Raw genomic sequence first — 25014 nt, 5'->3', positions numbered from 1 at the left:
TGTAATCAAATACATTTTTTAAACAAATTCATTTTGAATTTCAAATTAATTATGCCATTAGAGCTATCAAATAATTAAATTAACTAAAAAACCACTATTAAAAAAGATATTCTGAAAGTAATAAAGAATAAGTGATTATAAGATGAACTAATTTAACTTCAGAAATTTAGATTATTGAGTAACATCTCAAGAAATAATTAACAAAACAAATAGCAACTTGAGAAGGGTATCATTTAATTTTAGGATTACAATTACAAATACTTATGTAACTTTATCAATAACTAAAACCATAACCCACACTTCAATAAGTTAAATAAAACTAAACATTACTATAATTAGCAACATGCATATATATAAGTAATTCAAACACTATAAAGTAAATACTTAAAAGTATTTTAATTCCTAAAAAGATAGAATATTGATTATTTAATTCTTCATTTTTAAATTCTTTCATTCTATTAATTAATCACAATTGGTATATTAAATAAACTAAAGCAAATAAACTACCAAAAAAGATTAAAAGACAATAATTTAATAATTTGGTTTCAATACCAAAATAATTAAATGCAACATCAGATGTGAAACCTAAAATTAAAAAAAATAAATTAATAAAAATTAAACCAATAAATGCATACAAAACTACAAATTTTAATTTAATTGCATTTCTATTAATAGCCAATATTAGAAGTGAAGTTAAAGAATATATAAACCCTATAATAGAAAAAACTATTGATCCTTCTATGAAATTTAATTCATAGAATAAAAAAGAAAATGCTGAACCAGATGATAAACAATATAATATTCCAACTATAAAACTCCATAAATACTTTTTTTCAAATACATTTGCAATTAACAAGATTCATAGAATAAAACTTACCAATACAGATAAAATTACAATAACCACAGACACAATTGAATTATTATATTTTGATGTTATTAGTAAATATTGAAAAAAGTAACTTAAGCAACTTACAAATATAAAAGAAAGTCCTGAAACTAACAGAGCTTTAACTAATGACAACTTTTGAATTTTCTTTAGTGATTGATTAAAATATCAACTTCCATAAGTTTTATAACCTTGCTCAATAAAAAAGTATCTATTGTCATTTTTTAGATTTGACACCTCATTATCATTGTTTGGAAATAAATTATCAGTTAAATCTAAATTATTGTTTAAATTATCCATACTTAATAATTAATTAATATAAATATTTTAATTATATATATAAACAAGATATAAATAAAAAACTTCTATTTTTAAAAATAGAAGTTTCATATTTTAAATTAAATAGCATTTCATTTTTGTAATCAAACAAATTTCTTTTCAATTTGCTTATAACCTTTTGAGTTATAGAATAATTTGGCTAACTCAAAAATCACTGTTGGAACAAAAGCCATTACAAAAGCAATAAAGAATAAGTAATTATAAGAAGAACTTATTTGACCACCTAAAGTTAAATCTGAATTTATATATCTAGAAACTGATTCACTAAACAAGTAAGAGTTAGAGTTAAAGATATCATTTAATCTAGGAATTAGGATCACAAAAATTAATAGAACTGCAGAAACTAAGAAAGCTAAAACCATGTATCTTGCATCTTCTCACTTAGATTTAATAATAGATTGTTTAGACATTAAATTAAATCCATTAAATGATTGTGAGAAAGTTACTACTATGAAAGCAGATAAACTACCACTCATTTGCATATTGAATAATGCTGCTCTTTGGTCAGCAGTTAAATCTGTAGATGATTCAATTGCTTTTAAAGCATTAACAAATAAATTGTAATCATGACCAACAAAGATACCAGCAGTTACAAAGTACATTATTAAAGCAATTGCTGAAAACATTAATCCTTGAACCACAATTTTAGTAAGCATCTTAATATCTACTAAATTGTTTTTATTTTTAGGAGAGAAATCCATTATATATGGTTTTGGTTTTTGAGCACCCAATGCAATTGAAGGTAAACTTTCAGTTACTAAATTAATTCAAAGGATTTGAATTGCAGAAAAAGGTGAATAATGGAAGATAAAGATTCCTAAAAAAGTTACTAAGAATGAAACAATGTTTGTAGTAAACATTAATAACATAACTCTTTTTAAGTTATCAATTACCCCTCTACCTTCTCTAACTGCTTCCACAATTGTACTAAAGTTATCATCTGTTAATATCATGTCAGCAGCTTGCTTACTAACTTCTGTACCATTAATTCCCATAGCACATCCAACATCAGCAGCTTTTAAAGCAGGCGCATCATTTACACCATCACCAGTCATTGCAACAATTTTGTTATGTTTTTTTCAAGCATTTACAATTCTAATTTTATCTTCTGGTGAAACTCTAGCATAAACAGCATAATCACCAATATTGTTAGCAAATTCTTCATCAGATAATTTTGCTAACTCAGCACCAGTAATTACTTTTTTATTATCAACTAAAATTCCAAGTTCAGTTGCAATTGCACTTGCAGTGTTTGCATGATCTCCAGTAATCATAATTGGAATAATTCCAGCTTTTTTAACTAATTCAATTGAATGTTTAACTTTTGGTCTTGGAGGATCTTGAATTCCAAATAATGCTAATACATTCAATTCAGTTTCTAATAAACTGTTCTTTTTAGGAAGAGTTTTAATTTTCTTATAAGCAATAGCTAATACTCTTAAAGCATTATTACTCATTTTTTCATTTTCTTCAAAGAAGCTCTTATCTACATTTTTAGCAACTTTAGTAATTTCATCAAATGCACCCTTAGTAATAACTACATATTCAGATCCAATTTTATGAACTGTTGTCATCATCTTTCTATCTGAATCAAATGGGATATATTGTGCTCTTGGGTATTTATCTTGAATTTCTTCAAAATTTAAACCAGTTGCAATTCCAGCATTTACTAATGAAGTTTCTGTTGGATCTCCAACTATAATTCCATCATCATCATTACTGTCATTACACAACATTGCATATTCTAGTACTTTTTTATCTTTGATTTCTAAAACATCTGAATAAGATTTTTTACCATCAAAAACTTTAATAACTTTCATTTTATTTTGAGTAAGTGTACCAGTCTTATCACTACAAATAATTGAAACATTTCCTAAAGTTTCTACAGTTTGAATTTTTTTAATTAAAGCATTTTGCTTAATCATTCTCTTAATACCTAAAGAGAATACTACTGTCATAATTGCAAATAAACCTTCAGGGATTGCAGCTATTGCAATTGATATTCCTAATTTAAATCCATTTGCTCAAGTGTATTTAATAGTATCAATTCCATTTAAATAAAAGATTGATAGTAAGAAAGCTAACACCATTACTACAAAAGCAGCAATTCCTAAAATGTTACTTAATTTTTTAATTTTCTTTTCAATCTTAGAAACATCATTTTCAGCATTTTTAATTAAACTAGCAATTTTACCAATTTCAGTATTCATTCCAGTGCTAGTAACTAATACTTTAGCTTTACCATTAATTACATTAGTTCCAGAATAAACACAGTTTTTTCTATCTGCAATTGGAGTATTAATATCAAATACAAAAGTAGGATCTTTATCAATTGGTAATGATTCACCTGTTAGAACAGATTCTTGAGTTTTAAATAGTGTTGATTCAATAATAATTCCATCAGCTGGAACAGAATCTCCTGCTTCTAAGACAATAATATCTCCTGGAACTAATTGATCAGAATTAATTACATCAAAATCATCATTCCGGTATACTTTGGCTTTTGAAATAATCATTTTGTTTAAAGAGTCTACTGCTTTTTCGGATTTAGCTTCTTGGACTGCTCCAAAAATACAGTTAATAAAAACAATTAGAAAAATGATGAAAGGTTCTACTTTTTCTACTAGTCTTTCAATTTGAGTAGCACCAGTATCAGTTTTAAATGATGGTACATAAGCAATTAATAAAGATATGATTGCAGCAATTAGCAATAGTAGAATCATTGGATTTTTAAATTGTTCCAAGACTCTAGTAATAAATTTAACTTTCTTAGACTCAGCAATTTTATTAGGTCCATATTTCTTTAACCTAAATTCAACTTCTTGAGTACTTAAACCTTCTTCAATATTTGTGGAGAGGTTTGATAACGATTCATTAAGATTTTTGTTCATTTTTAATGTTCTAAAAGTTTGTTTCTTGTAAATTAATTTAAATATTAACTTATTTTATCGTTTTTGTAAAAATATTATTAAAAATTTAATGTAAAATTAATAACAAATAAATTTATATTAATCTTAAGTTTTTTATATGATGATAGCAATTTTAGTAATTCTTTCCTTCTTACTTCTTTGATCAATAATTTTCTCGGTTATTTTTTTTAGCATTTCAAATACAAATGCTGGAAGAGTTTGAGAAATTATTAAAAGAAAATTTTCTCAAAGAAAAGTAATTGAACAAGAAAGAGAAAACTTCATTCTAAATTTGGCAGATGTTTTAATGAGATTAAGTTCTAAAAAAATTGGTGCCTTAATTATTTTTGAACAAAGAAACTCATTAAACATTTACCAAGATTCAGGTTTTAAAATGGATTCTCGTTTTGATATTGAATTTGTTTATTCAGTATTTTCAAACAAGAATGCATCTTTCCATGATGGTGCTTTAATAGTTTCAAATTATGAAATTAAGGCAATCTCTTGTTATGTACCAATTACTAAAGAAGCAGTTTATTCTAAGCATGGTGCTAGACATAGAGCAGCTTTAGGAATTTCAGAAATTACAGATTCAATTGCATTTGTAGTTTCTGAAACTAATGGAAAGATTTCTTTTGCTAAAAGAGGAGAATTAGATATCCTTGGTAAATCTCAAGAAGAACTTGAAGAAAATTTAAAAAGATTAATCTAAAAAAATGTTATAATCTATAAATGTGTAAATAGATTATTGTGGAGACGTACTCAAGTGGTTAAGAGGGCACCCTGCTAAGGTGTTAGATCGGTTTCCGGTGCATGAGTTCGAATCTCATCGTCTCCGCCATTTATAAATAAACAAAAAAGATGAATAAATTACTTATTCATCTTTTTTTATTTGTTTAATTTTAAGATTTCATTAAAAATTTCAGTTACTACATTAGGATTGGCTTGTCCATTTGTATCTTTCATAACCATACCAATAAAGAATTTTTCAACACGCTCAGGTCTACTATCATATTGATCTAACATTGGTTTATTAGCTTCTACATATTTTTCAAGAATAGGTCTTAAAACATTTTTATCTGTAATTTGTTTAAAGTTATTTTCTTCAATTAAAGTATCTATATCTTTATTAGTTTCAATTAATAACTTAACAATCTCTTTACCTTGCTTTGCATTAATTGAAGCATCTTTTAATAAATACTTCATCATTTTTAAAAGTTGGTTCAATTGAAAATCTGTTGCATCTTTCAATTTAAGATTTACTTTGTTTAAAGAACCTACAAACTCAACACACAATCATTTAATAACTTCATTACAATCTTTTATTTCATCATTAATAAATTTGAATTTTTGGAATAGTTCATAATCATCCATTAATAAATTAATAAATTCTTGTGAGACATTGTTTTTTAATAAATCTGCTTCAATTGATTTAATATCAGTGTAATTATTTTTTATTACATCAGTAATAAAATCATCTGAAATTTTTCTTACAAAAATGTTTGGTTCTACCATGTAGTGATAATCTACATTAGTTGTTTTTAAACGCATGAATTCTGTTGTTAATGTTTTATCATTAAACCTCTTAGTAGCCATTAACACTTCTTCTTGTTTTAATATTTGTTCTGCTTGTAAGTTTGATTCATATTCTATTGCTTTTTCTACATTATTAATAGAATTGATGTTTTTAATTTCAACTCTTGTTCCAAACTCTTTAGAACCAATTGGTTTAACAGAAATGTTTACATCTACTCTTAGTGAACCCTCTTCCATTTTTGCATCTGAGATATCATTGAAGGTTAAGATTCTTCTAAGTTTTTTTAAAAATAATCCAGCTTCAGTAGAACTTTTAATACAAGGCTTAGTAACTATTTCAATTAAAGGAATTCCTGATCTGTTGTAATCTAAAAGAATTGTTCCATCATCTTCTTTAGTTTGCTTTGCTGTATCTTCTTCTAAATGAATTCTTTCAATATCTACAAAGTTATTTTCATCTAAATAGATTTTTCCATTTTTTCCAATTGGATGAAATTGCTGAGTAATTTGAAAACCTTTTGGTAAATCTTGGTAAAAATAATTCTTTCTATCAAAAGATATATTTTTTTCAATTTCCATATCTAAAGCTTTTGCCAATACTATTGCTTTTTCAATACATCTTTTATTAGGTAATGGCATTGTCCCAGGGTGTCCTAAATCAATTGGTGAAATGTTAGTATTTTTAGGATCTGTATGAGAACTCTTAGAAGATGAAAACATCTTAGTTTTTGAAGATAAAACTACATGGACTTCAATTCCAATAACTGTTTCAAAATTATTTTTCATTTTTATCTCCAATTAAACTATCTATTCTTTTTGCAAGTGCTAATAATTTGTTATCACTATTAATTTTTCCCATGATATTAATACCAATTGGCATGTTTTTAATTTTACCCATTGGAATAGTAAGAGATGGGAAACCTCCAAAGTTAGCAATTTGTAAATAATTATCTACATCACTTGGTTTAGTTTTGTTATTTTTAACATCAGAAACTTTTGGTGCTATAGAACTTGCTCCAGGCATGATGATATAGTCATACTTTTTGAAAAGCTCTTCAACTTTATCAACAATCAATCTTCTAATTTTTTTACACTTCAATAAAAGTTCTTCATTTTCTTTTAAAGTAACAAAAGAACCTAAAACAAATCTTCTCTTTAATTCTTTTCCAAAGTTCTTAGTTCTAGCATCTATAATCTTTTCTTCAAAAGTTTTCCCTTTACCTTTTTTTCCAAATGGAATTCCAGTAATGTTTTGATAACAGCTTACAGCCTCAGAATAACTTAAGATTTCATAAACTACAGGAACTAAATGAATTAAATCAGTTGATAATGATCCTTCATTAATTTTGAATTCTTTACTAATCTTATTTAAAGTATTAGTAAATAATTCTTTTTCTTCTTTACCTAATAAATCAACAACATTTGTTAAAGTTACTAATTTTGCTTTTTTATCTATTTTATCTAATTCAATTAAGAAATCTAATTTGATATCCTGACTAGTGAAGTCATTGCTATCATGTTGATTAATAGTGTCCATTACAATTGCTACATCATCAACAGAATTAGCAAAAACACCAACATGGTCAATTGAAGGAGAGTATGGAAACACACCAAATCTTGAAACTAATCCATAAGTTGGTTTATATCCATATACTCCTAAAAAACTAGCAGGCATTCTAATTGAATCACCAGTATCAGTACCAAGTGCAAAAGTAACTAACTTTTTAGCTACTAGAACTGCACTACCACTAGAAGAACCACCAGCAATTCTAGTTTCATCAAAAGGATTTAAAACATCCCCATAAGCACTAAATAAACCAGTACCACCTAATCCAAATTCATCTAAATTAGATTTACAAATGGGAATGGCACCAGCTTTATCTAATAACTTAACTACAGTTGCAGTATATGTACTTTTATAGTTTTCAAAAAATAAAGAACCACCAGTGGTGATTGTGTCTCTTACATTTATGTTGTCTTTAACAGCATATAAAATTTTATTTAATTGAGACTTAGGGTTATCAGTAGCGTACTGATAATTTTCAACAAGATTTAAATAAGCATTTAATTTTTTATTTTTCTTTAAATCTTTAATTGTGTTCTGATAATAATTTTCAAATTCTTTTGAATTATTTTTAATCTTATTTTGGGTATTCAAAATTTCACTATTGTTTTTCATTATTATACCTTTACATATCCATCTTTCTTTTCAGGGGCTTGTTCTAATAATTCTTCAGTATTATCAAAAGCATCAATCTCATCTTCTCTAAAAGAGTTTTTAATTACAATATTTGGATAGTCCATTGGTTCTACTTTTGATAAATCGATTCCTTTAATCTTTTCAATTTTGTCTACTGAATTTTGAATCAATTCAGAAATTTTTGTTGCTTCATCTTCAGGAATTTCTATCATTAGATTTTTAGAAATTTCTTTAGTAATCTTATTTGATAATTTAGCCATATAAAAATTGCTCCTTATTTATTACTTAACAAAAAATGGTACTTTTAAATCTTCTACTAATTCTTTTTTATAATCTCATTGCACAATTGGGGCAATAATAACATATACTGGGAAAATGATTACAAAGTTGAATATGATCATTGGAATAAACATAGCAACTCTGATAATAAATCAATCATCATATCCTAGTGTACTTACATCTGCATCAATTGAGGGCATTAATAAAACATTAATTCAAACCTCAGTAATAATACAACAAATTAGAATTAAACAGAAATTATTAAAGTAATGTTTATCAATTTTTTTAGGTCTAGTGATTTTAAAGTGCTTTTTATTTCCATAAAGCATTTTTCATTTTTGATATCTATTTGAAAAGAAGAAAAATAACCAAATTAATAGAACTACAAAAACACAGAAACCTATAAAGATATAAGATAAAAATTCTCTAGAAATTTTATCGGGACTTGAAGGAATGAAAGGAATAAAAGTTATAATGCTTTGTTCAAATCCTGAAGTGCTAATTGAATAAATAAATACAATTGCTGCTAATGAACAAATTGTTGCAATAATAGAAGATATAATTGCATACCAAGTTCTACTCTCTTTAGCAAAAGAAAGCACTGATCTTACTAATCCTGCTAATAAACCATATGCCATACCAGCTATGAAGTATCCATAGTGAAATACCCCAGCTGTCATTAAAATAGAAAATATATCTGTTAGACCACCTATTAACATTCCAATAAAAGGTCCATATAATAATCCACCAATTTTAATTAGAATACCTTCAATGGTAATTCTACTTCCTGGGAATGCTCTAAATAAAACTGAAAAAGCATTTGAAGTTACAAAGGTTAACAATAATAAAACTGCAACTGATAAAGCAATTGTCATTGCAATATTAGCAATCCCTTGAATTGATGGTCTAGGAATTACATAGTATCTTTTTTTAGCTTTAAAATAATAAAATATTTTCTTTACTATTTCTACTAATAAAGTAGCAAAGAAGAAAGAGAAAAAAATAACAACAGAGGAAATAGGGCTAGATTTTGGACTTAGAAATTCTGCACTACTAGCTAAAGTATTTATATCCATTTTAGATTTTCTTAAAGTTATAAATAACTCTAATATTTAAACCTCTTACTAATTAGAAAACATATATATTAATATTATCAAATTATTGCCTTTTTATTGTTAGTTATTAAAGCTTTATTAATTTCTTTAAATACTTTTGAGTTCATTAAACTCTTTCTATAACTAAAAGGAGATGGATGTGAAGTTTCAAATATTGCCAAACTCTTAGATATTAATGGTTTTAATGAAATTGCATTGTTACCCATTAATAAATAAATTACATTAGGATTAGTTTCACTTAAATATTTAATTGCATTGTTTGTAAAGATTTCTCAGCCTTTGTTTGAATGAGAGAAACTTTTATTTTTTTCAACAGTTAAAATTGTGTTTAACAATAAAACATTTTGTTTTGCAATATCAGATAAATCATAATTAGTTCTATCTATATTAAAATCATTCTTTAATTCTTTAAAGATATTAGATAAAGATCTTGGTTTAACTTTTAGTTGGGTTGAAAAAGCTAATCCATCTGCCATATCTTCAGTTTGATATGGGTCTTGCCCAATTATTACTAAATTAGTTTCACTAACTGCAAAAAATGTAAAAGCTCTAAAAATATTTGAAGTTAAAGGATAGATTGTTTTGTTTTTATATTCTTGTTCTATAAAAGAATCCAAAGAGTGAAAATACTCTTTTTCAAATTCTTGTTCAAAAAATTCTTTTCAACTGTCTTTAACTTCAGAAATAAATTTGTTCAAATACATAAGTTCATTATATCTTAATAGAACATATAAAAAGAATGTGTATTTTCTTATTAGTAATAAAACAAAAATCACACCTAATAAATTTTACTTAGATGTGATTTAAAATTATTTAGTTAGTTGTTGTACTGCCATTAAAAATAGAAGCGAAAGAAGAAGGAACTTCTTTGCTTAATGTTAAAGAATGTAAATATTTTTCTTTTTCTTTGTTTATATTTTCTAAGTTAAAAGAAGAAGAACTTAATAAACTAGCAATTGAAACCACTGCAGTATTTACAGAAGAATTATCTAAAGTTGTTAGTGCTGGTGTATTACTAGTACCACTAGAACCACCATTACTTGAACTTGATGAACTTCCAGAAAAAGAGAAAGTAGGAGTCAGAGATGCCTTAGCTAAATTTTCTGTTCATGTAAATTCTTTCCCATCTTCTGATAAACCATCAATAGTTGTTGATTGAGATGAATCTGCTTCTTTTACTTTCGAAGTCTGATAAGTTAAATTAAGTTTTACATTACTATAATTTAAAACTAGATACATTGAATCTGTCATTACATAACTTGAATCTCAAGAACCAACTCTACTTACTTCACTTTTTATTTGGTCTACTGTAGCTAAATTTTGAGTAGGATTGTTTGAAGAAGAATTTCAATAACCTAATTTAACAGCTAATTGGAATGTTGAAGTAGATTCAAATGTAAGTGTAGAATCACTTTTTTTAAATTTTAATTTTGAATCTTTTGCAGGATAAATAGAATTGTTTGATGTTGTTCCACTGCTTCCACCATTTTGTGATGTTGTACTAGTTGTGAAATTCAAAGCAACTCCAACTACACCAAATTTTAAAGAACTTTTTCCCTTTGAAGTTGTGTTAGCTAAACTATAAATAAATTGATTCTCTATATCTGAAGCTGAACTAACATTTATGATTTCTTTCTTTCAATTATTGTTATTGCTATTAAAACCTAAATAATATAAATTAGATAAGTAGTTAATGTAATTAACCAAAGGAAACATAACACCTAATCATGAAGCTGCAGAATATGTGTTAGAAAAAGAAGAGTAATTATTTGTATCAGTAGCTTTTGCATACAAAGTAGATGTTGAACTATATCCAAAATTGTTGAAATAGAAATTTTTAAATGTCTTTTGTCTGTCAGTTACTTCAGTATCACCATCAGTTGGTGCATTTGACAACACTGGAGAATATACTCCATATTGAACAACTTGTTGTGCGGCACAAGAAGATAAAGTAACTGTTGTTAATGCAACAGTAGAACTTGCTAAAAATAATTTAATAAACTTTGGTTTCATTCTCTTCCTCATATATTTGAATTTGAAAACAACTAAGATAATTTTAAATATAAAATCTAAATATTAATTACAATATTGATAAATTTTAATGTTTATTATTTTTTTCAAAATAAGTATTAATAGTTTTATCAAAAATTAATTCACAAATTCCCGTTTGTCCATTTCTGTTTTTGGCTAATATAAACTCAACATGAACTTTACTCTTTAATTGTGACTCAAGATTTTTGTCATCTTCTGCTTCTTCTGGATTGTCATCAATATAACTTAAAAAACAAACCATATCAGCATCTTGTTCAATTGATCCAGATTCTCTTAAGTCTGATAACATTGGTCTTGCATTTGGACCACCTTTTCTTTCCTCAATTCTTCTTGATAATTGAGCAATTGAAATTATAGGAACATTGAATTGTCTGGCTAATTTTTTTAATGTTCTAGAAATTTCAGAAACTTCTTGTTGTCTATTAAAACCTCTTCTATTGCTATCAGATAATTTTAATAATTGAAGGTAGTCTAAAACAATAAGTTTTATTTCCATAGTATTAGATAATTGTTTAATTTTTGATTGCATATCTAATAACGTTAAATCACTTGAATCATCTACATAGATTGGAAGTTTTTTAAGTTCAGTTGAACTTACCATTATAGATAATTCTTCAGTTTGATTCAAATCTTTTCTCATAGGATTTATATGACTTAAATTCGTTAAAAGCCTTTGACAAATTTGGTCTTTACCCATTTCAATAGAAAACATTAAAACACATTGTGGTTTTTGTTTCTTCTCATTTTTTGAGTTCTCTTCATTTTTGAATTTAAGGTTTTTTGCAATATTAAGTAAAAAGTTTATTGCTAAAGTTGTTTTACCAATACCAGGTCTGGCAGCTAAAATTACTAAATCACCATTATGGAATCCATTAGTTAAGTTATCAATATTTGAATATCCAGTTCTTACGCCTTGAATATCATCACTTTGTTCTTTTATAAGTTCAAGTTTTTTATGGAACTCTTCTATTATTTCTTGAATACTAGAAATTTGCTTTCCTTTTTTTGAACCCGCAATATTAGAGAATTCTTTTTCTAACTCTCATAATTTTTCATTTGCATTAATTAAATCTAAATCAGTATTTTTTAATTCTTCAGCAAAAGAGTTAATACTTCTTTTAATAGAAGAATTTTTTATAATCTCAATATATTGTTCAAGGTTTTTAGAGTAAGTGTGAGAAGAAGATAAATCTAATAGGTATCTTTTATGATCTTTGAAGTGAATGCTTAAGTCACTGTCATTAGAAATGTAGTCTGCAATTGCAATGAAGTCTATTGGTTCATTGTTTTCTCTAAAATCTATAGCAATTTTAAAAATAATTCTATTTTCTGGCTTAATAAAATCTTTAGGAGAAAGATGTAAAAATATTTCATCAATATCTGCATCATTGTTTAAAACACAAGAAATTATAATATCTTCAATTTCAATAATATAACTTTGATCTACGTCATTATAAAGTAATTGATCAATCTTATTCATGTTTGAACCTCCTTTTTATTTTATCCAATTAAAAAAACAACTTACACAGTTGTTTTTCACTTTTTTTAAAAAATAACAAATTAATAGCAATTTAAATTATGCCTTAGGTCCTTGGAATGCTGGTCCTTGAGGTGCAGCATTTTCATTTACTGGAACTTGTCTATTTAAAATGTTTTGAATTGTTAAAGATATTTTGAATTTGCTAATTACTCATTGAGTAATTTTTTCTTCTAAAATAATATCTTTAATTTCATCAAACTTTTCATTATTGTTTAAAAATTCATTAATAGAATTGTTTGTAGTTTTGTAATATTGTTCTAAATATTTTTTAGCATCATCATCGCTAACTTCTAATTTATTATCTCTTGCTAAAACTTTAAAAATTAAACCTTTTTGAATTAACTTTCTTGCTAGATCTTCACATTGAGAATCATTTAAGTTTGTCATAGTTGTTTTTAATTTATCTCTAAATGAACCAACTTCTGTTTCATCATATGTAAATTCAAATAATTCAACTAAATATTTCATTACTTCATTAAAAGCATTTTCTTTAATGATGATGTGGTCAATTTGGTTTCTAATGAAATTGTCAGATGCATCTTTGTATACTGATCTAATTTTTTCAACATGTACATCTAACATTTTAGGATCTGCAAAAAGTTGTTCAATAACAAATTGTTTATTGTAATCGATACGAAATTTTTGTTTAGCAGTTGATTTAAAAGTAATCATAATTAATACCTTATTAATAATTTATTGTATATGTTTAATAGTATATAACTAAAGAGTAAAAAATTCTAAATAAATCCCTTAGTCAATCATTTATTTCTTATACTGAAATTTGAGTTAAAAACATAATTATTTTTTGTAATAACCATTATTAAGTTAACCATAAATTTAGAATTCTGTCATTACTTTATAAACTAGAAAACTTTTTATCTTTCATCTCTATAACTTTATTATTTACTAATCTTTTAATTCTAACAATAATTCTTTTTGCTATATGGGGATCTTTATTTTTACAACTTTTTAATATTTTCTCTTCATATTCTTTGAAATTTAAATTTGAATTAAAAAATGTTGCTTTATTAGTTGAAAGTCTATTATCTAAAATGTTTAAAAAAATATTTGAATAGAATCAATCAGTTGCAAATTCTGCTCCTAAATCATCAAAGAACAAAAAGTCTGCACGATTAATAGCTTGAATGATTTTTTCATATTTAGGATTATTCTTATCTGAAAAAGAATTTTTTAATGTTTCAACTAAATCAACCATACTAATTAAAGCTGCTGTTCTTTGTTTCTTTTTTTCAGTAATAATTTTGTTGCAAACCAATTTAAAAAAATGAGTTTTACCAACACCTTGAACTCCATAGGTGTAAATCCCATAATTTAAATCATTTCTATATATATCCATAAATTCTTTTAAGAAATTATTTTTAGAAATTGAGGTTTGAATGTTCTCATTTTTTAAAGATGGAAATTGTTTTAGTAATGCATATGAGTTGTATAAAAAATTCTTTTGGTTTTCTCTATATAAAACTTGTGTCTCTAGTTTTTTACAAATCCTATAATAAAAGACTAAAAAGTTAGTTTCTTTATCTCTATCAACTGCAAAATGATATCCATTAAATGGACAAACATCACTTGAAGATAATTTACACTCTTCTTCTTCATTAACTATTCTTTGAAGTTGAACTGCATTTAAACTAACATCAGTATCGGATAATTTTCCACAGTTTTTAAATAATTCATTATTTTTAATTCCATTCAAAAAACTTTTAGGAAAAGATACATTTTTTAAAGAATTTACATCTGAATTAATTCCTAACTCTTGATGTAAATTTTTTAAATCAGTATCTGTTATTTTTTCTATTTTAGACTTTTTGACTTCTCTCATAATATTACAGTTCCAAATCAATCATAAGAACTCTTTCTTCACCATCATCTATATTATTATTAAATTCATTAAATGATTCGTTATCTAAAGATATATCTTCATCTTTTTTCTTTTTAGATGAGTAAGTTCTCTTATTATATTTTCTTTCTTTTTTTGGTTCTTTAACTTCTTTTTTATCTCAATTAAACAAGAAATCATAAGCTTCATTTAAAGAACTAATATTTTCTAAGTTAAAAGATTTAGCCATTTTATATAAATATTTTTCATTTAGTTCATTGTGAGTTTTTCTAATTGAAAAATCAATCATAATATTAATTAAAGATTCAGAGATTAAATACTTATTTCTTAAAGTGTTAATAATTTTAAAATCTGTTTCAGTTAAATCTTCTAATGTTAAAGATGTTAAAAATTGTTCTGGTTTTAAATTTCTATAATTTTTAAAAACAATGTTTAAATCACTAATTGAAAATTTTTCAATAAATAATTTATTAGAATGGTTAATTTTAGTAATTGCTTGTAAATCAAGGACTGATTTATCTGCTAATTTTTCTAATTCCACTTGAATTAAATTTAAATTAATTTCAAAATCATTTTTATTTTTAATTAAAGAATTGTAAACACATTTCTCAATTTCTAAAAAAGATAAATTTTGTTCAGTATAGTAATATTCAATTTCTTTTTTAACATCATCACTAATAATGATGTGGAATTTACTAGTAGTTGATAGCTTTTGATATAGCATTTCAAAATTAAAAGTATTTTCTTTTTTAAAATTTTTACTTTCAAAATATTTTTTGGGATCAATTGAAATATCTGAAAGACTTTCAGTAAATTCAATTGCTCCATATTGAGCTACTAATTTATCAAACATATTTTTACCAATTTTTTCTTCTAAATTAGTTTTGTAATGTTTGTTTTCTATAAACTTATCAAATTTTAGAGGTTCAAATAATTCAAAATAAACCTTGTTATCACTTGTATAAGTTTTTAATAATTGAAGTGATTCTAAATTATTTCTTAAATCATTGAAGTCTGATTCTTTGATATTTAAGATACTTAAAATATCTCTTACTCTATTGATATAAAATTTAGTATTACTAAAATTTCTCAATTCTTCACACATAAAAATGTATAACTGAAAAGCTTCTTTATTTAAGAAAGGTGCATACAATTTAGACATTAAAAAAACATTGGGATTGAAATCTGATTTATAAATGTATTTATATTCAGAATCAATATAAAAAGACATAGGAAAAGACATAATTAGACCCCCTCAATTATTTATATAATTTTCAAAAATCTACTAAATATGTCTATCTATGTCTTAAAACATAAATATAAAACAAATTTAAGTACATCTCATATAAATTCCTAAAAGAAATTAAATACAAGATTACACATAAAGAAGTTTACTAAATATGAGTTAAAACCTTCAAAAAATCTTTTGCCTTTGACTCTAAATCGAACAGGTTTCCACAGTTTCCAACCAAAAAATCTGTATAAAAAACCCCTTCTTTTTGGGGGTTTTCTAAGTTTCCAACAGGTTTTGTTGAAAACTTTTCTATGTTTGAAAATTTTTTAAAATTATTTTTTTTATAATTTTTGTCTGAACTATCTACAACTACTACTTTATAGAATAAATCTTTAAAATATTCTTCAAAAAATAAGTAAGTTCCTAATTCAACAATAATTTGTCTATTTTCTTTTTTTAATTCAAATATTTTGTCATAAATAACTTTATTCATTAGTTTTTCTAATAAAAACTTTTTTTCTTGGTTATTTAAGATTAATTCTCTTAATTTTGGTCTATCAACACACTCATCATTTACATAATCAGTACCAAAATTATCTTTAATAATTTTATAACCAATATTACCCTTTAAATAAGAATTATGAACAAACTCATCTGCAACAAAGGTTTCACAACCCATTTGTTTCAAAAAGTTAACAAAAGTACTTTTACCACTCCCCATAAAACCTGTAACACAAATTAATTTAGACTGATTTATTTCTTCTTTTGGCATTTTAAACATAAATATGTTCCTCTACCATTTACCTTTATTTTTACGATTTTATTTTTACAGTTAACACAATCAAAATCTTTTTTAGTGTGAACTTTTAAAAATTTCTGAAATTCACCTTTTTGTTCTTTTTTAAAAAAATATGTAGCAATAGTTGTTCCTTTATTTTCTACAGCTTTAGCTAATATAATTCTTGAATTTTCAGCTATTTTTTTAAAATCATTATCTGTTAATTTATTTGCTATAGTTTCAGGATGGATACTTGAAGCAAACAATATTTCATCAGCATAAATATTACCAATACCTGAAACATTTTCTTGGTCTAATAATGTAGTTTTAATTGCTCTATTAGATTTTTTAATATTGTTTTTTAAGTATTTTCAGTCAAACTCTTCTTCTAATGGATCTAAACCTAGTTTTTTTATTTCTTTAGAGTCTAAATAGTTATTTTCATTATAGATAGTAAAGGTTCCAAATCTTCTAGTGTCATGGTATCTGATTTCATAATCATCCATCTCAATTTTTACCAGTACATGTTTTTTGTCATATGAAGAATCTGTCTTTTCAAAAAATAGCTTTCCTTCCATTCTTAAATGGACAACAAAAACTTTATCATTAGTTAAATGAAAAATTAGATATTTACCTTTTCTAGTAATATCTTTAATTTGTTCATTAATTATGTAATGAGTAAAATCTTCATAACTACAATTTTTAAAAATTTTAGGCATTATAGATTCAATATTAGTAATTGTTCTATTCAAACAACCTTGTTCTTTTAATGAATCTATAACACTTTGTACTTCTGGTAATTCTGGCACCTTATTCTCCTATGTATTTTTTAAAACCACTAAAATGATATTTATTTATTATATCTTTTATTTTTTCTTGGTCCATTCCTTTAAAAGCAAATTCATCAATTTTTTTATCATCAAAATAATTCACTAATATTGTTGCAAGTTTCTTACATTTTAAACCAATTTCTTTCCCAGCTAATAATTTAGTTTTTACACTATTAGATGTAATAAAATCTAAATTTTCATAAATTGATTCCAATGATTTATATTTTTGTAATAAATCAATTGCAGTTTTATTACCAAGACCTTTAATTCCTGGAAGGTTATCAGAACTGTCTCCACTAATTCCCTTATAATCTGGAATTTGTGCAGGTTGTAATCCATAAAATAAATTAGAGAAGTTTTCTTGAGTATAAGTTATTGTTTCATCAATTCCTTTTTTAAGTTGAATTACATTAGCTTTTTCATTAACCAATTGTAATAAGTCATTATCTGAAGAATAGATTTCGCAATACACATCATTATCAGTTAGTAATTTTGAAGCACTTCCTACAACATCATCTGCTTCAATACCAGAAACACAATAAACATTTAAACCAAAATATGACATGATTTCTTTAATTGGTTCAATTTGAGAAATTAAATGATCTGGAGTTTTTTTTCTAGTTCCCTTATAGTCTTCTAACTCTTCTTTTCTAAAATTCTTATCCTTATGGTCAAATGCAATCACAGCATAATCATAATTATTAGTTGTTAATAATTTAAAAATGATTAGCATCATAGTTTTAATAGCGTTAGTAGGTTCTAAATTATTTTTAATATAATAATCAACTTGATTGATTGTTCCATAATATGCTCTAAACATTAAAGAGTTTCCATCAATTAAGATAGCTTTCTTTTTCATAAATTAATTACTCCACTTCATCTAAAAATGTTAAGTTTGGTCCAAATGTAGTTCCTCTAAAAGTTCCTAAATATTTTTTAGAAAAATCTAAAGAATCAATATTGGAAATTAAGTGTGAACTAAAACTAATTACTTTCTTTTTATTATTAAAAATATCAACTAACATAAGACTTAACATGTCAGTATTTTTTTTAGTTTTTTTAATTTCATAAGATTTTATAAAAACTATACTTTTAAAAGTTCCATTAGTAATTGGTTCAGTAATTGGTTTAATATCAGGGTATTTATATAGAAGTTCATTTTTATCTGAGAAATTATTATTATCCTCATTTAAATCTAATCCTAATAGTTCAATTTCCTTTTTATTAAATGCTTCTTTTTCAGCATTTGTTTCCCCTTCAACATCTATTAATCTTGGTTCAAAAAGAAATGAACCATCATCTTTTAAATTACTAGCTGCATCAACAATAATAGGTAAATTTTCTAACATGTATTTTTTAGAAAGTTTAAAACCATCAAATGTACCTGCATTAATTAATGTTTCTAAAGTTGATATCCCAACTTTATTTGATGAAAGTTTTTTAATGGCTTCACAGAAATCACTAAATTTTTTATCTTTATTATTAGTTCTAATCTCAATAATTTTTTTAGAAGTTTCTACCCCTATTCCTTTAATAGAGTTTAGACCAAATAGAATTGTGTTCTTCTTATATAAACCAAAACTCTTGTTAGAAATATTAATGTCTGGTTTTCTAATATTAATATTAAGTCTTTTACATTCATTTACATATAAATCAATTTTGTTTTTATCATTTTCTGAGAATGTCATTAGAATGATCATAAATTCAATTGGATAGTAGTGTTTTAAATATGCCATTCAGTATCCAATTAATGAATATGCAACTGAGTGAGAATGGTTAAACCCATAATCTGCAAATGTATATATATAGTTATAGATTTGTTCTAATCGGTCTTGTGTATAGTCATTTTTTAAAGCATTTTCAAAAAACATTTTTTTGAAATTGTCTAACTCATGACCCTTTTTCTTAGAAATAATTCTTCTAAACATATCAGCTTCTGATAATGAGAAATTAGCAATTCTTCTTACTAAATTAATCACTTGTTCTTGATAAACAATAATCCCATGAGTTGGTTCTAAGATGTCTTTATTTTTAACGTCAATATATTCTACTTTTTCAAACCCTTCTCTTCTTCTTACAAATGGTTTAATGTTTTGCATTGGACCAGGTCTAAATAGAGCAGAACAAATTGAGATATCTTCTATACAAACTGGTTTTACTTGTTTTACTACAGAAGTCATTCCTTCAGATTCTAATTGGAAAATTCCTAATGTGTGTCCTTGTTGTAGATCTAAAAATACATTTTGATCTTCTAAATTTAATTTAGCTAAATTAATTTCAATACCATGATTCATTTTGATTAATTTACAAACATGGTTAATAGTAGATAAATTAGTTAAACCTAATAAATCCATTTTGATTAATCCTAAATCTTCTAGATAATCCATTGAATATTGAGTAGTAATTTCACCATTAACACTAGTTTGAATTGGAACAATATCTGTTAATACTTTTTGAGATAAAACTACCCCTGCTGCATGGATCCCAACCTGTCTAGGACAGCCCATAATTCCAATTGCTAAATCAAATAAATCTTTATATGATTTATATGCATCTTGTAATTTTTTAGTATTAATAGCATTTGCTAAATCTTCTTCTAAATCTTTTGTGATTGACTTACAAATTGAGTTAATAATTTTTAAATCAATATTTAAAATTCTTCCAATATCTCTTAAAGCCATTTTAGCTTTAATTTTTTGGAAAGTAATAATATGAGCAACATGGTCATATCCATATTTTTCAAATAAATATTCTACAACTTCATCACGTCTAATATCCATGATATCTATATCAATATCAGGCATAGTAATTCTTCCAGGATTTAAAAATCTTTCAAAAAGTAAGTTATATTTAATTGAATCAATTTCTGTAATTCCTAATAAGTAAGCAATTAAACTTCCAGCTGCAGATCCTCTTCCAGGTCCTATTAGAATTCCTTTATTTTTAGCATCATTAATAAAATCTTGAACTACTAAAAAATAATCATTAAATCCCATATCATCAATGATTTGTAATTCATATTCCATTCTTTCAATGTATGTATCTTTTGAATTTGAATCAATTTCCTTGTTAAAAATCTTTTCATTCAATCCATCCATACAGAATTTGTGTAATAAAGCTTTATCACTTAAATTTGATTCATTTGGGTATTTAATAATGTTGTTTTTTTCAAATTCAATTTCTAAATTAACTTCTTTAATTTCATTATTTAAGTTTTCAATTTGAACATCATTAAACAATGAAACAGATTCAGATTCAGTTAATAAAGATAAATCTTGCCCTTCTTCTAATTCATCAATTGATACTGTTCTATTGTTTTTAATAGCTTGTAAAGCATTAAAAACTCTCTTATCATTTTTATTAAAGTATCTTGCTTCATTAAATGCAATAGCATTTTTATCTTTTGGATTAATAGAATAAACTTTAGAATCTGTTTTGAAATCAAATGTTCCATTTTTATCTACAATGAATAAATCTGATAAATAATTTTCATAATTAAAATCATTATTAGTCATTAAAAAAGAAGATATTTTAACTAAATTTAAATATCCCTTTTTATTTTTGGCAAACAAAACAAAATCATATTTAGTATTTTCTATTAATTGTGAATTAATAGATAAACCAATTACAGGCATTAAGTTTTTATCTTTACATTTTAGATAAAACTCAATTACACCATAAAGGTTTGTGTCAGTTAAACAAACATATTTTTTTTCTTCATTAATAGCAAACTCTATGATTTGATCTAATGATAAAGATGAACTTAGTAAACTGTAATGTGAATAAGTGTTAAGATTTAGAACTAATGGAGTTAAATTATTTTTGTTTTTTTCTTTCATTAATAATAGCTAAAATAATTTCTTTTTCTCTTTGTTCTAGTCCTTCATATTCCATTTTGTATAACAATTCATTATAAGTAAGTTTTGAATATTTATTGTAAATTAAAGTATCTTCATTCTCTCTTTTTAAATCATCAATATTTATTAATGTTGTTTCATTAGTAAGATGACTATCCTTCATCTTTCTATTTATTTCTTCTTGTAATTTTTTATTTTCTTTATCTTTATTTTTTGATTTATTTCAAAACATATATATACCTTAACCAAATACTTTAAATAAATTATAAGTTACAATAAAAAGTTTTTTTAAGTAAATTATTGATACAAAAATAACATAAATTTATGGGTTTCACAATTGTATTTTCAGTAGATGAATAAAAAATGACACCATTAAAAAAATGATGTCATTAAATTAAAAATTTTATTCTTATCTTTTGATTTTTTTAATTTGATTAATTCTAGGAATTTTTTTATATTTATGTTTTTTAATAATGAACATTGTTAAAAAGATTCCAAGTGTTACTATTGTAATTCCAATTACTCCCATGAATGCATAGAAGATATATTTAGTAGAATCCATTGTATCTACTTTAAAACCATTAATGATAATAGTTTTAGTTTCAGTAGCACCAATTGATGAGTCAACACTATTAGATTGTTTTAAACTAATAATTACTGTTAATGTACCTTGAGATACATTTGGACTTATAGATTTATTAACAATTGTATAACCATCAAAAGAAAATAATTTATCTATATCTTCTTCGCTTACTTGGTCTGCATACATTTCTTTATTAATACCTGTATAACTTTGGTTTTCTAAATTAACAACATAAGTTGAAGATTGAGTTGTAATAACTTGTCCATTAGTTCCAATTCATTGGAAATTAGTATTTGCTTTATTGATAGTTCATCTAACACTAAAACTACTACTTCCAAGGATTGATTCAAATGCTGTTACAGCAGTTGAATCATATGTAAAGTATCCATCACCAGAAATAAATAATGTAGTTTGAGTACCTTCTTTAATTGAAATACTTAAATCTAAATATCCATCATTATCTGCAGTTGCTTGATTACTACAAGTAATTTCTAAACTAGTTTTATTATTAATGTTTGGAAAATTTAAATAACTTAATAGTTTTGAATCTGCTGGATTATTAACATATTCATTTCACAATTGAGATGGGTTTAAAGAACCACTGTATGTTGTCATTGATATGTTGTCTTTAAACTGAGAAGGAATATTTTTAAATGATGAAATAGTTTTACTATCAACTACTTTTTTAGAAGTTGTGCTTGGGAAAGTAGAATCTGTTCCTGTATAAGTTAAAGAAACAACTGCTGTTCCATTTAAATTATCTGGAGTGATATCAAATTGTCAGTCATTTGGATTAAGACTTCATTTATCTCCTAGTGTTACAAAATAATCTAAAAAATTAGCTTTTGTTAACTCACTTGGATAAATTAAAGATTTATCAAAAGTAGTAGGATCACTTGTAAAGTTTGAATCATATCCTGATACTGTTTTAAATCCATCATAAGTTTGACTAAAACTTCTAGTTACACCACTTGGAAAAGTTCCAGTAACATTAATTCTTACCGTTAATGAATAACCACTTGCTGAAGCTGATAAAGTAACCATGTTGCTTGTTATTGAAACTGTTTTACCAGTTGCATCTTTAATATCATAAGAAATGAAATTGTTAATAATATCTGTTGTTGTTATTTCATATGCATACTTGTTAGTTTTTAAAGAAACAATTTGATTTCATTTATTATTTTCTGTAGTATCACCAGTTAAACCCGTGATGAAATTAAATTTAAAATTTGATTGTGCATAAAAACCATCTATAGTTACTGCAATATGGAAAGTATAAGCAGATCCAGTTGCATATCAGTTTCTATAACTTACTGCATATTGGAAAGTTAAAACTCCATTTTGGTTATCATCAGTTCTACTAACAATTCCTACTGTCGGAGAAAAATCACCTCCTGTAAAAACAAGAGAAGAAGTAAGATTACTTGTACTGATTTGAGAAGGTAATTTTTGCAACTCTGAAGCATATGTATTTTTAAATCTTGTTACTGGATCACTATAAGATTTAAAAGCTAATGTATATGTTTGAATTTCAGTAGATGAAATAAAATACTTTGCTATTGGAGTTTTTCCATTTTCTAACACTATATAAGGATCTGGAACAGATAATGCTGAACTACTAATAATAGGAAATTCACGAACTATATTTGTGTATATGTAAGTACTACTGTTTCAGTTAGAATCTTGAATGAATTCAAGATTAGTGAAAGCTAAACTACTTGCATTTAAATCAACATATCCAGTTGCAACATGATTTTTAGATTTCTTATTAGAAATAAATAATCTTTTTGTGGCTGAATTATACATATACATTGCATATGCTTGTTCACCTTCAGTAACATCTAAAGTCTTATTTTTAGTGAAAGTTTTAGAAGATATATTGTATGTAAAAGTTACAACTGAACTTTTACCACCACCAAGCACTAAAAAGAAATTAATACTTGTAGAACTTGAATTTAAAGCTTGAGTTGGATATTTTCAGAAATCGTCATTTTGAATTGTTGAACTAGATGAATTACTTATATTAGTTGCATAACCTGAATCAATTGAAGTTAAATTATTAGAATTCAAAATTGGATTCATATAATCATCAACTGCAACTGTATAAAAAGTGTGGTATACAGAGCCAGTTACACTAGGTGTGGGAGCTGGTGTTACAGTATCATTACTAATAAAAGTAACAAAGTTTATTCCACCACTTCCAGTAGTATAAGAATATAAAGTATCTTCTGTGTTTTTTGATAAGCTTTTAGGAATAGTTAAAGATAATTCAGATACTCCTTTAGAAGTGCTAAATGTTAAATATTCACCATTCACATAATCAGTATATTTACCATCTTTAATACCAATTACATTATTAGAAGAATTTACAAATAATCTATTAATTCCATCTTTTACTTTAACAATATGGTTAATTGTATTATTAGTAGAAGCAATAGGATTAAACAAAGTTCCAGTAGCCATATTTACACCAACTGCAACTTGGTTTGTATAACTACTTGTACCTAATAAAACTACTAAAATATTTTCACTAGTTAAATAAACATAATTATTTACTCTAATATCACTTGTGTCTTGATTTGAATAATTTTGAGAATAAAAGTTAATTATTTCACTATTGTTTGCAAAAGTTAATTTTCAAACTAATACACCATCAAAAGTTGTTAAAGTTAAAGTTTTTTGTGAAGTTGTTCAACCAACTACACCATATGAAGAAGTAACAGGAGCTACAATATTTGAAGAAGCTAACAAATCATAACTTGTAAAATTATTTATATCTTCAGTAACAGTATTTCTAGTTGATGTATTTGAAGTAGCATTTAAACTTGAAGAAGTTTGTTCAACTAAACTATTACTATTGTTATTTATGTTTGCAGCAAAAAAACCTATTAAACCAATAGAAAATAGTGAAGTTGTAGCTAATAATAATTTTTTCTTATTTAATAAAGTGATATTTCTAAATTTTGTCTTCATACAATTAACCTATAACTATTACAAGATATATGATTTAGTTCTTTA

Annotated in this window: 19 protein-coding genes and 1 tRNA gene; 2 read left to right on the top strand and 18 right to left on the bottom strand. The window is 25.0% G+C overall.

The window, feature by feature from the left end:
* Positions 1-319: 319 nt before the first annotated feature.
* Both MYPE_RS01115 and MYPE_RS01110 read right to left on the bottom strand, forming a co-directional pair.
* Complete coding sequence (locus MYPE_RS01115; RefSeq protein WP_011077041.1) at positions 320-1186, bottom strand: hypothetical protein; 867 nt, start codon at positions 1184-1186, stop codon at positions 320-322.
* Between the two features lie 98 nt (positions 1187-1284).
* On the bottom strand, positions 1285-4116 hold the full coding sequence (locus tag MYPE_RS01110; protein WP_011077040.1) for a cation-translocating P-type ATPase: 2832 nt from the start codon (positions 4114-4116) through the stop codon (positions 1285-1287).
* Between the two features lie 136 nt (positions 4117-4252).
* Here MYPE_RS01110 and MYPE_RS01105 point away from each other — a divergent pair, with 136 nt between their 5' ends.
* Both MYPE_RS01105 and MYPE_RS01100 read left to right on the top strand, forming a co-directional pair.
* A complete protein-coding gene (locus MYPE_RS01105) occupies positions 4253-4846 on the top strand; it encodes a DNA integrity scanning protein DisA nucleotide-binding domain protein (protein ID WP_011077039.1) in 594 nt (197 codons plus the stop codon).
* Positions 4847-4886: 40 nt separating this feature from the next.
* A tRNA-Ser gene (locus tag MYPE_RS01100) sits at positions 4887-4975 on the top strand.
* Between the two features lie 47 nt (positions 4976-5022).
* Here MYPE_RS01100 and gatB read toward each other — a convergent pair.
* From gatB to MYPE_RS01020, 16 genes are all read right to left on the bottom strand, one after another.
* Complete coding sequence (gene gatB, locus MYPE_RS01095) at positions 5023-6468, bottom strand: Asp-tRNA(Asn)/Glu-tRNA(Gln) amidotransferase subunit GatB (protein ID WP_011077038.1); 1446 nt, start codon at positions 6466-6468, stop codon at positions 5023-5025.
* Positions 6446-7849, bottom strand: a complete 1404-nt coding sequence (locus MYPE_RS01090) for an amidase family protein (protein WP_011077037.1) — start codon at positions 7847-7849, stop codon at positions 6446-6448. Before MYPE_RS01090 ends, gatB begins: the two co-directional genes overlap by 23 nt.
* 2 nt (positions 7850-7851) lie before the next feature.
* Complete coding sequence (gene gatC, locus MYPE_RS01085) at positions 7852-8130, bottom strand: Asp-tRNA(Asn)/Glu-tRNA(Gln) amidotransferase subunit GatC (protein WP_011077036.1); 279 nt, start codon at positions 8128-8130, stop codon at positions 7852-7854.
* A gap of 21 nt (positions 8131-8151) precedes the next feature.
* Positions 8152-9225, bottom strand: coding sequence for an ECF transporter S component (locus MYPE_RS01080; RefSeq protein WP_011077035.1), 1074 nt, complete (start codon positions 9223-9225; stop codon positions 8152-8154).
* A 74-nt stretch (positions 9226-9299) separates the two neighbouring features.
* Entirely contained in the window at positions 9300-9968 is a 669-nt protein-coding gene (locus MYPE_RS01075; protein WP_044891204.1) for a uracil-DNA glycosylase, read from the bottom strand.
* A gap of 109 nt (positions 9969-10077) precedes the next feature.
* On the bottom strand, positions 10078-11277 hold the full coding sequence (locus MYPE_RS01070) for a hypothetical protein (RefSeq protein WP_044891203.1): 1200 nt from the start codon (positions 11275-11277) through the stop codon (positions 10078-10080).
* 85 nt (positions 11278-11362) lie between these two features.
* Positions 11363-12796: a replicative DNA helicase gene (gene dnaB, locus MYPE_RS01065; RefSeq protein ID WP_011077032.1), complete on the bottom strand. Its 1434-nt coding sequence runs from the start codon at positions 12794-12796 to the stop codon at positions 11363-11365.
* A gap of 96 nt (positions 12797-12892) precedes the next feature.
* Positions 12893-13528, bottom strand: a complete 636-nt coding sequence (locus MYPE_RS01060) for an MPN555 family protein chaperone (protein ID WP_011077031.1) — start codon at positions 13526-13528, stop codon at positions 12893-12895.
* Between the two features lie 184 nt (positions 13529-13712).
* Positions 13713-14696, bottom strand: coding sequence for an ATP-binding protein (locus MYPE_RS01055; RefSeq protein WP_044891202.1), 984 nt, complete (start codon positions 14694-14696; stop codon positions 13713-13715).
* A gap of 4 nt (positions 14697-14700) precedes the next feature.
* The gene (locus tag MYPE_RS01050; RefSeq protein WP_011077029.1) at positions 14701-15957 is read right to left on the bottom strand and encodes a DnaD domain protein; all 1257 of its coding nucleotides are present in this window, start codon (positions 15955-15957) and stop codon (positions 14701-14703) included.
* Between the two features lie 151 nt (positions 15958-16108).
* Complete coding sequence (gene coaE, locus MYPE_RS05360; RefSeq protein ID WP_011077028.1) at positions 16109-16729, bottom strand: dephospho-CoA kinase; 621 nt, start codon at positions 16727-16729, stop codon at positions 16109-16111.
* Positions 16702-17535, bottom strand: coding sequence for a DNA-formamidopyrimidine glycosylase (gene mutM / locus MYPE_RS01040; RefSeq protein ID WP_011077027.1), 834 nt, complete (start codon positions 17533-17535; stop codon positions 16702-16704). The genes coaE and mutM overlap by 28 nt, the downstream gene beginning before the upstream one ends.
* A 1-nt stretch (position 17536) precedes the next feature.
* Entirely contained in the window at positions 17537-18415 is an 879-nt protein-coding gene (locus MYPE_RS01035; RefSeq protein WP_011077026.1) for a 5'-3' exonuclease, read from the bottom strand.
* 7 nt (positions 18416-18422) lie between these two features.
* A complete protein-coding gene (locus MYPE_RS01030; protein ID WP_011077025.1) occupies positions 18423-21395 on the bottom strand; it encodes a DNA polymerase III subunit alpha in 2973 nt (990 codons plus the stop codon).
* A complete protein-coding gene (locus MYPE_RS01025; protein ID WP_011077024.1) occupies positions 21373-21645 on the bottom strand; it encodes a hypothetical protein in 273 nt (90 codons plus the stop codon). The genes MYPE_RS01030 and MYPE_RS01025 overlap by 23 nt, the downstream gene beginning before the upstream one ends.
* A gap of 177 nt (positions 21646-21822) precedes the next feature.
* On the bottom strand, positions 21823-24969 hold the full coding sequence (locus MYPE_RS01020) for a lipoprotein 17-related variable surface protein (protein ID WP_011077023.1): 3147 nt from the start codon (positions 24967-24969) through the stop codon (positions 21823-21825).
* Positions 24970-25014 lie beyond the last annotated feature (45 nt).

The sequence above is a fragment of the Malacoplasma penetrans HF-2 genome, from assembly GCF_000011225.1.
Lineage (GTDB): Bacteria > Bacillota_I > Bacilli_A > Mycoplasmatales > Mycoplasmoidaceae > Malacoplasma > Malacoplasma penetrans.
Note: the sequence above shows the minus strand (reverse complement) of the source record. Positions and strands in the feature narration are given on the sequence as shown.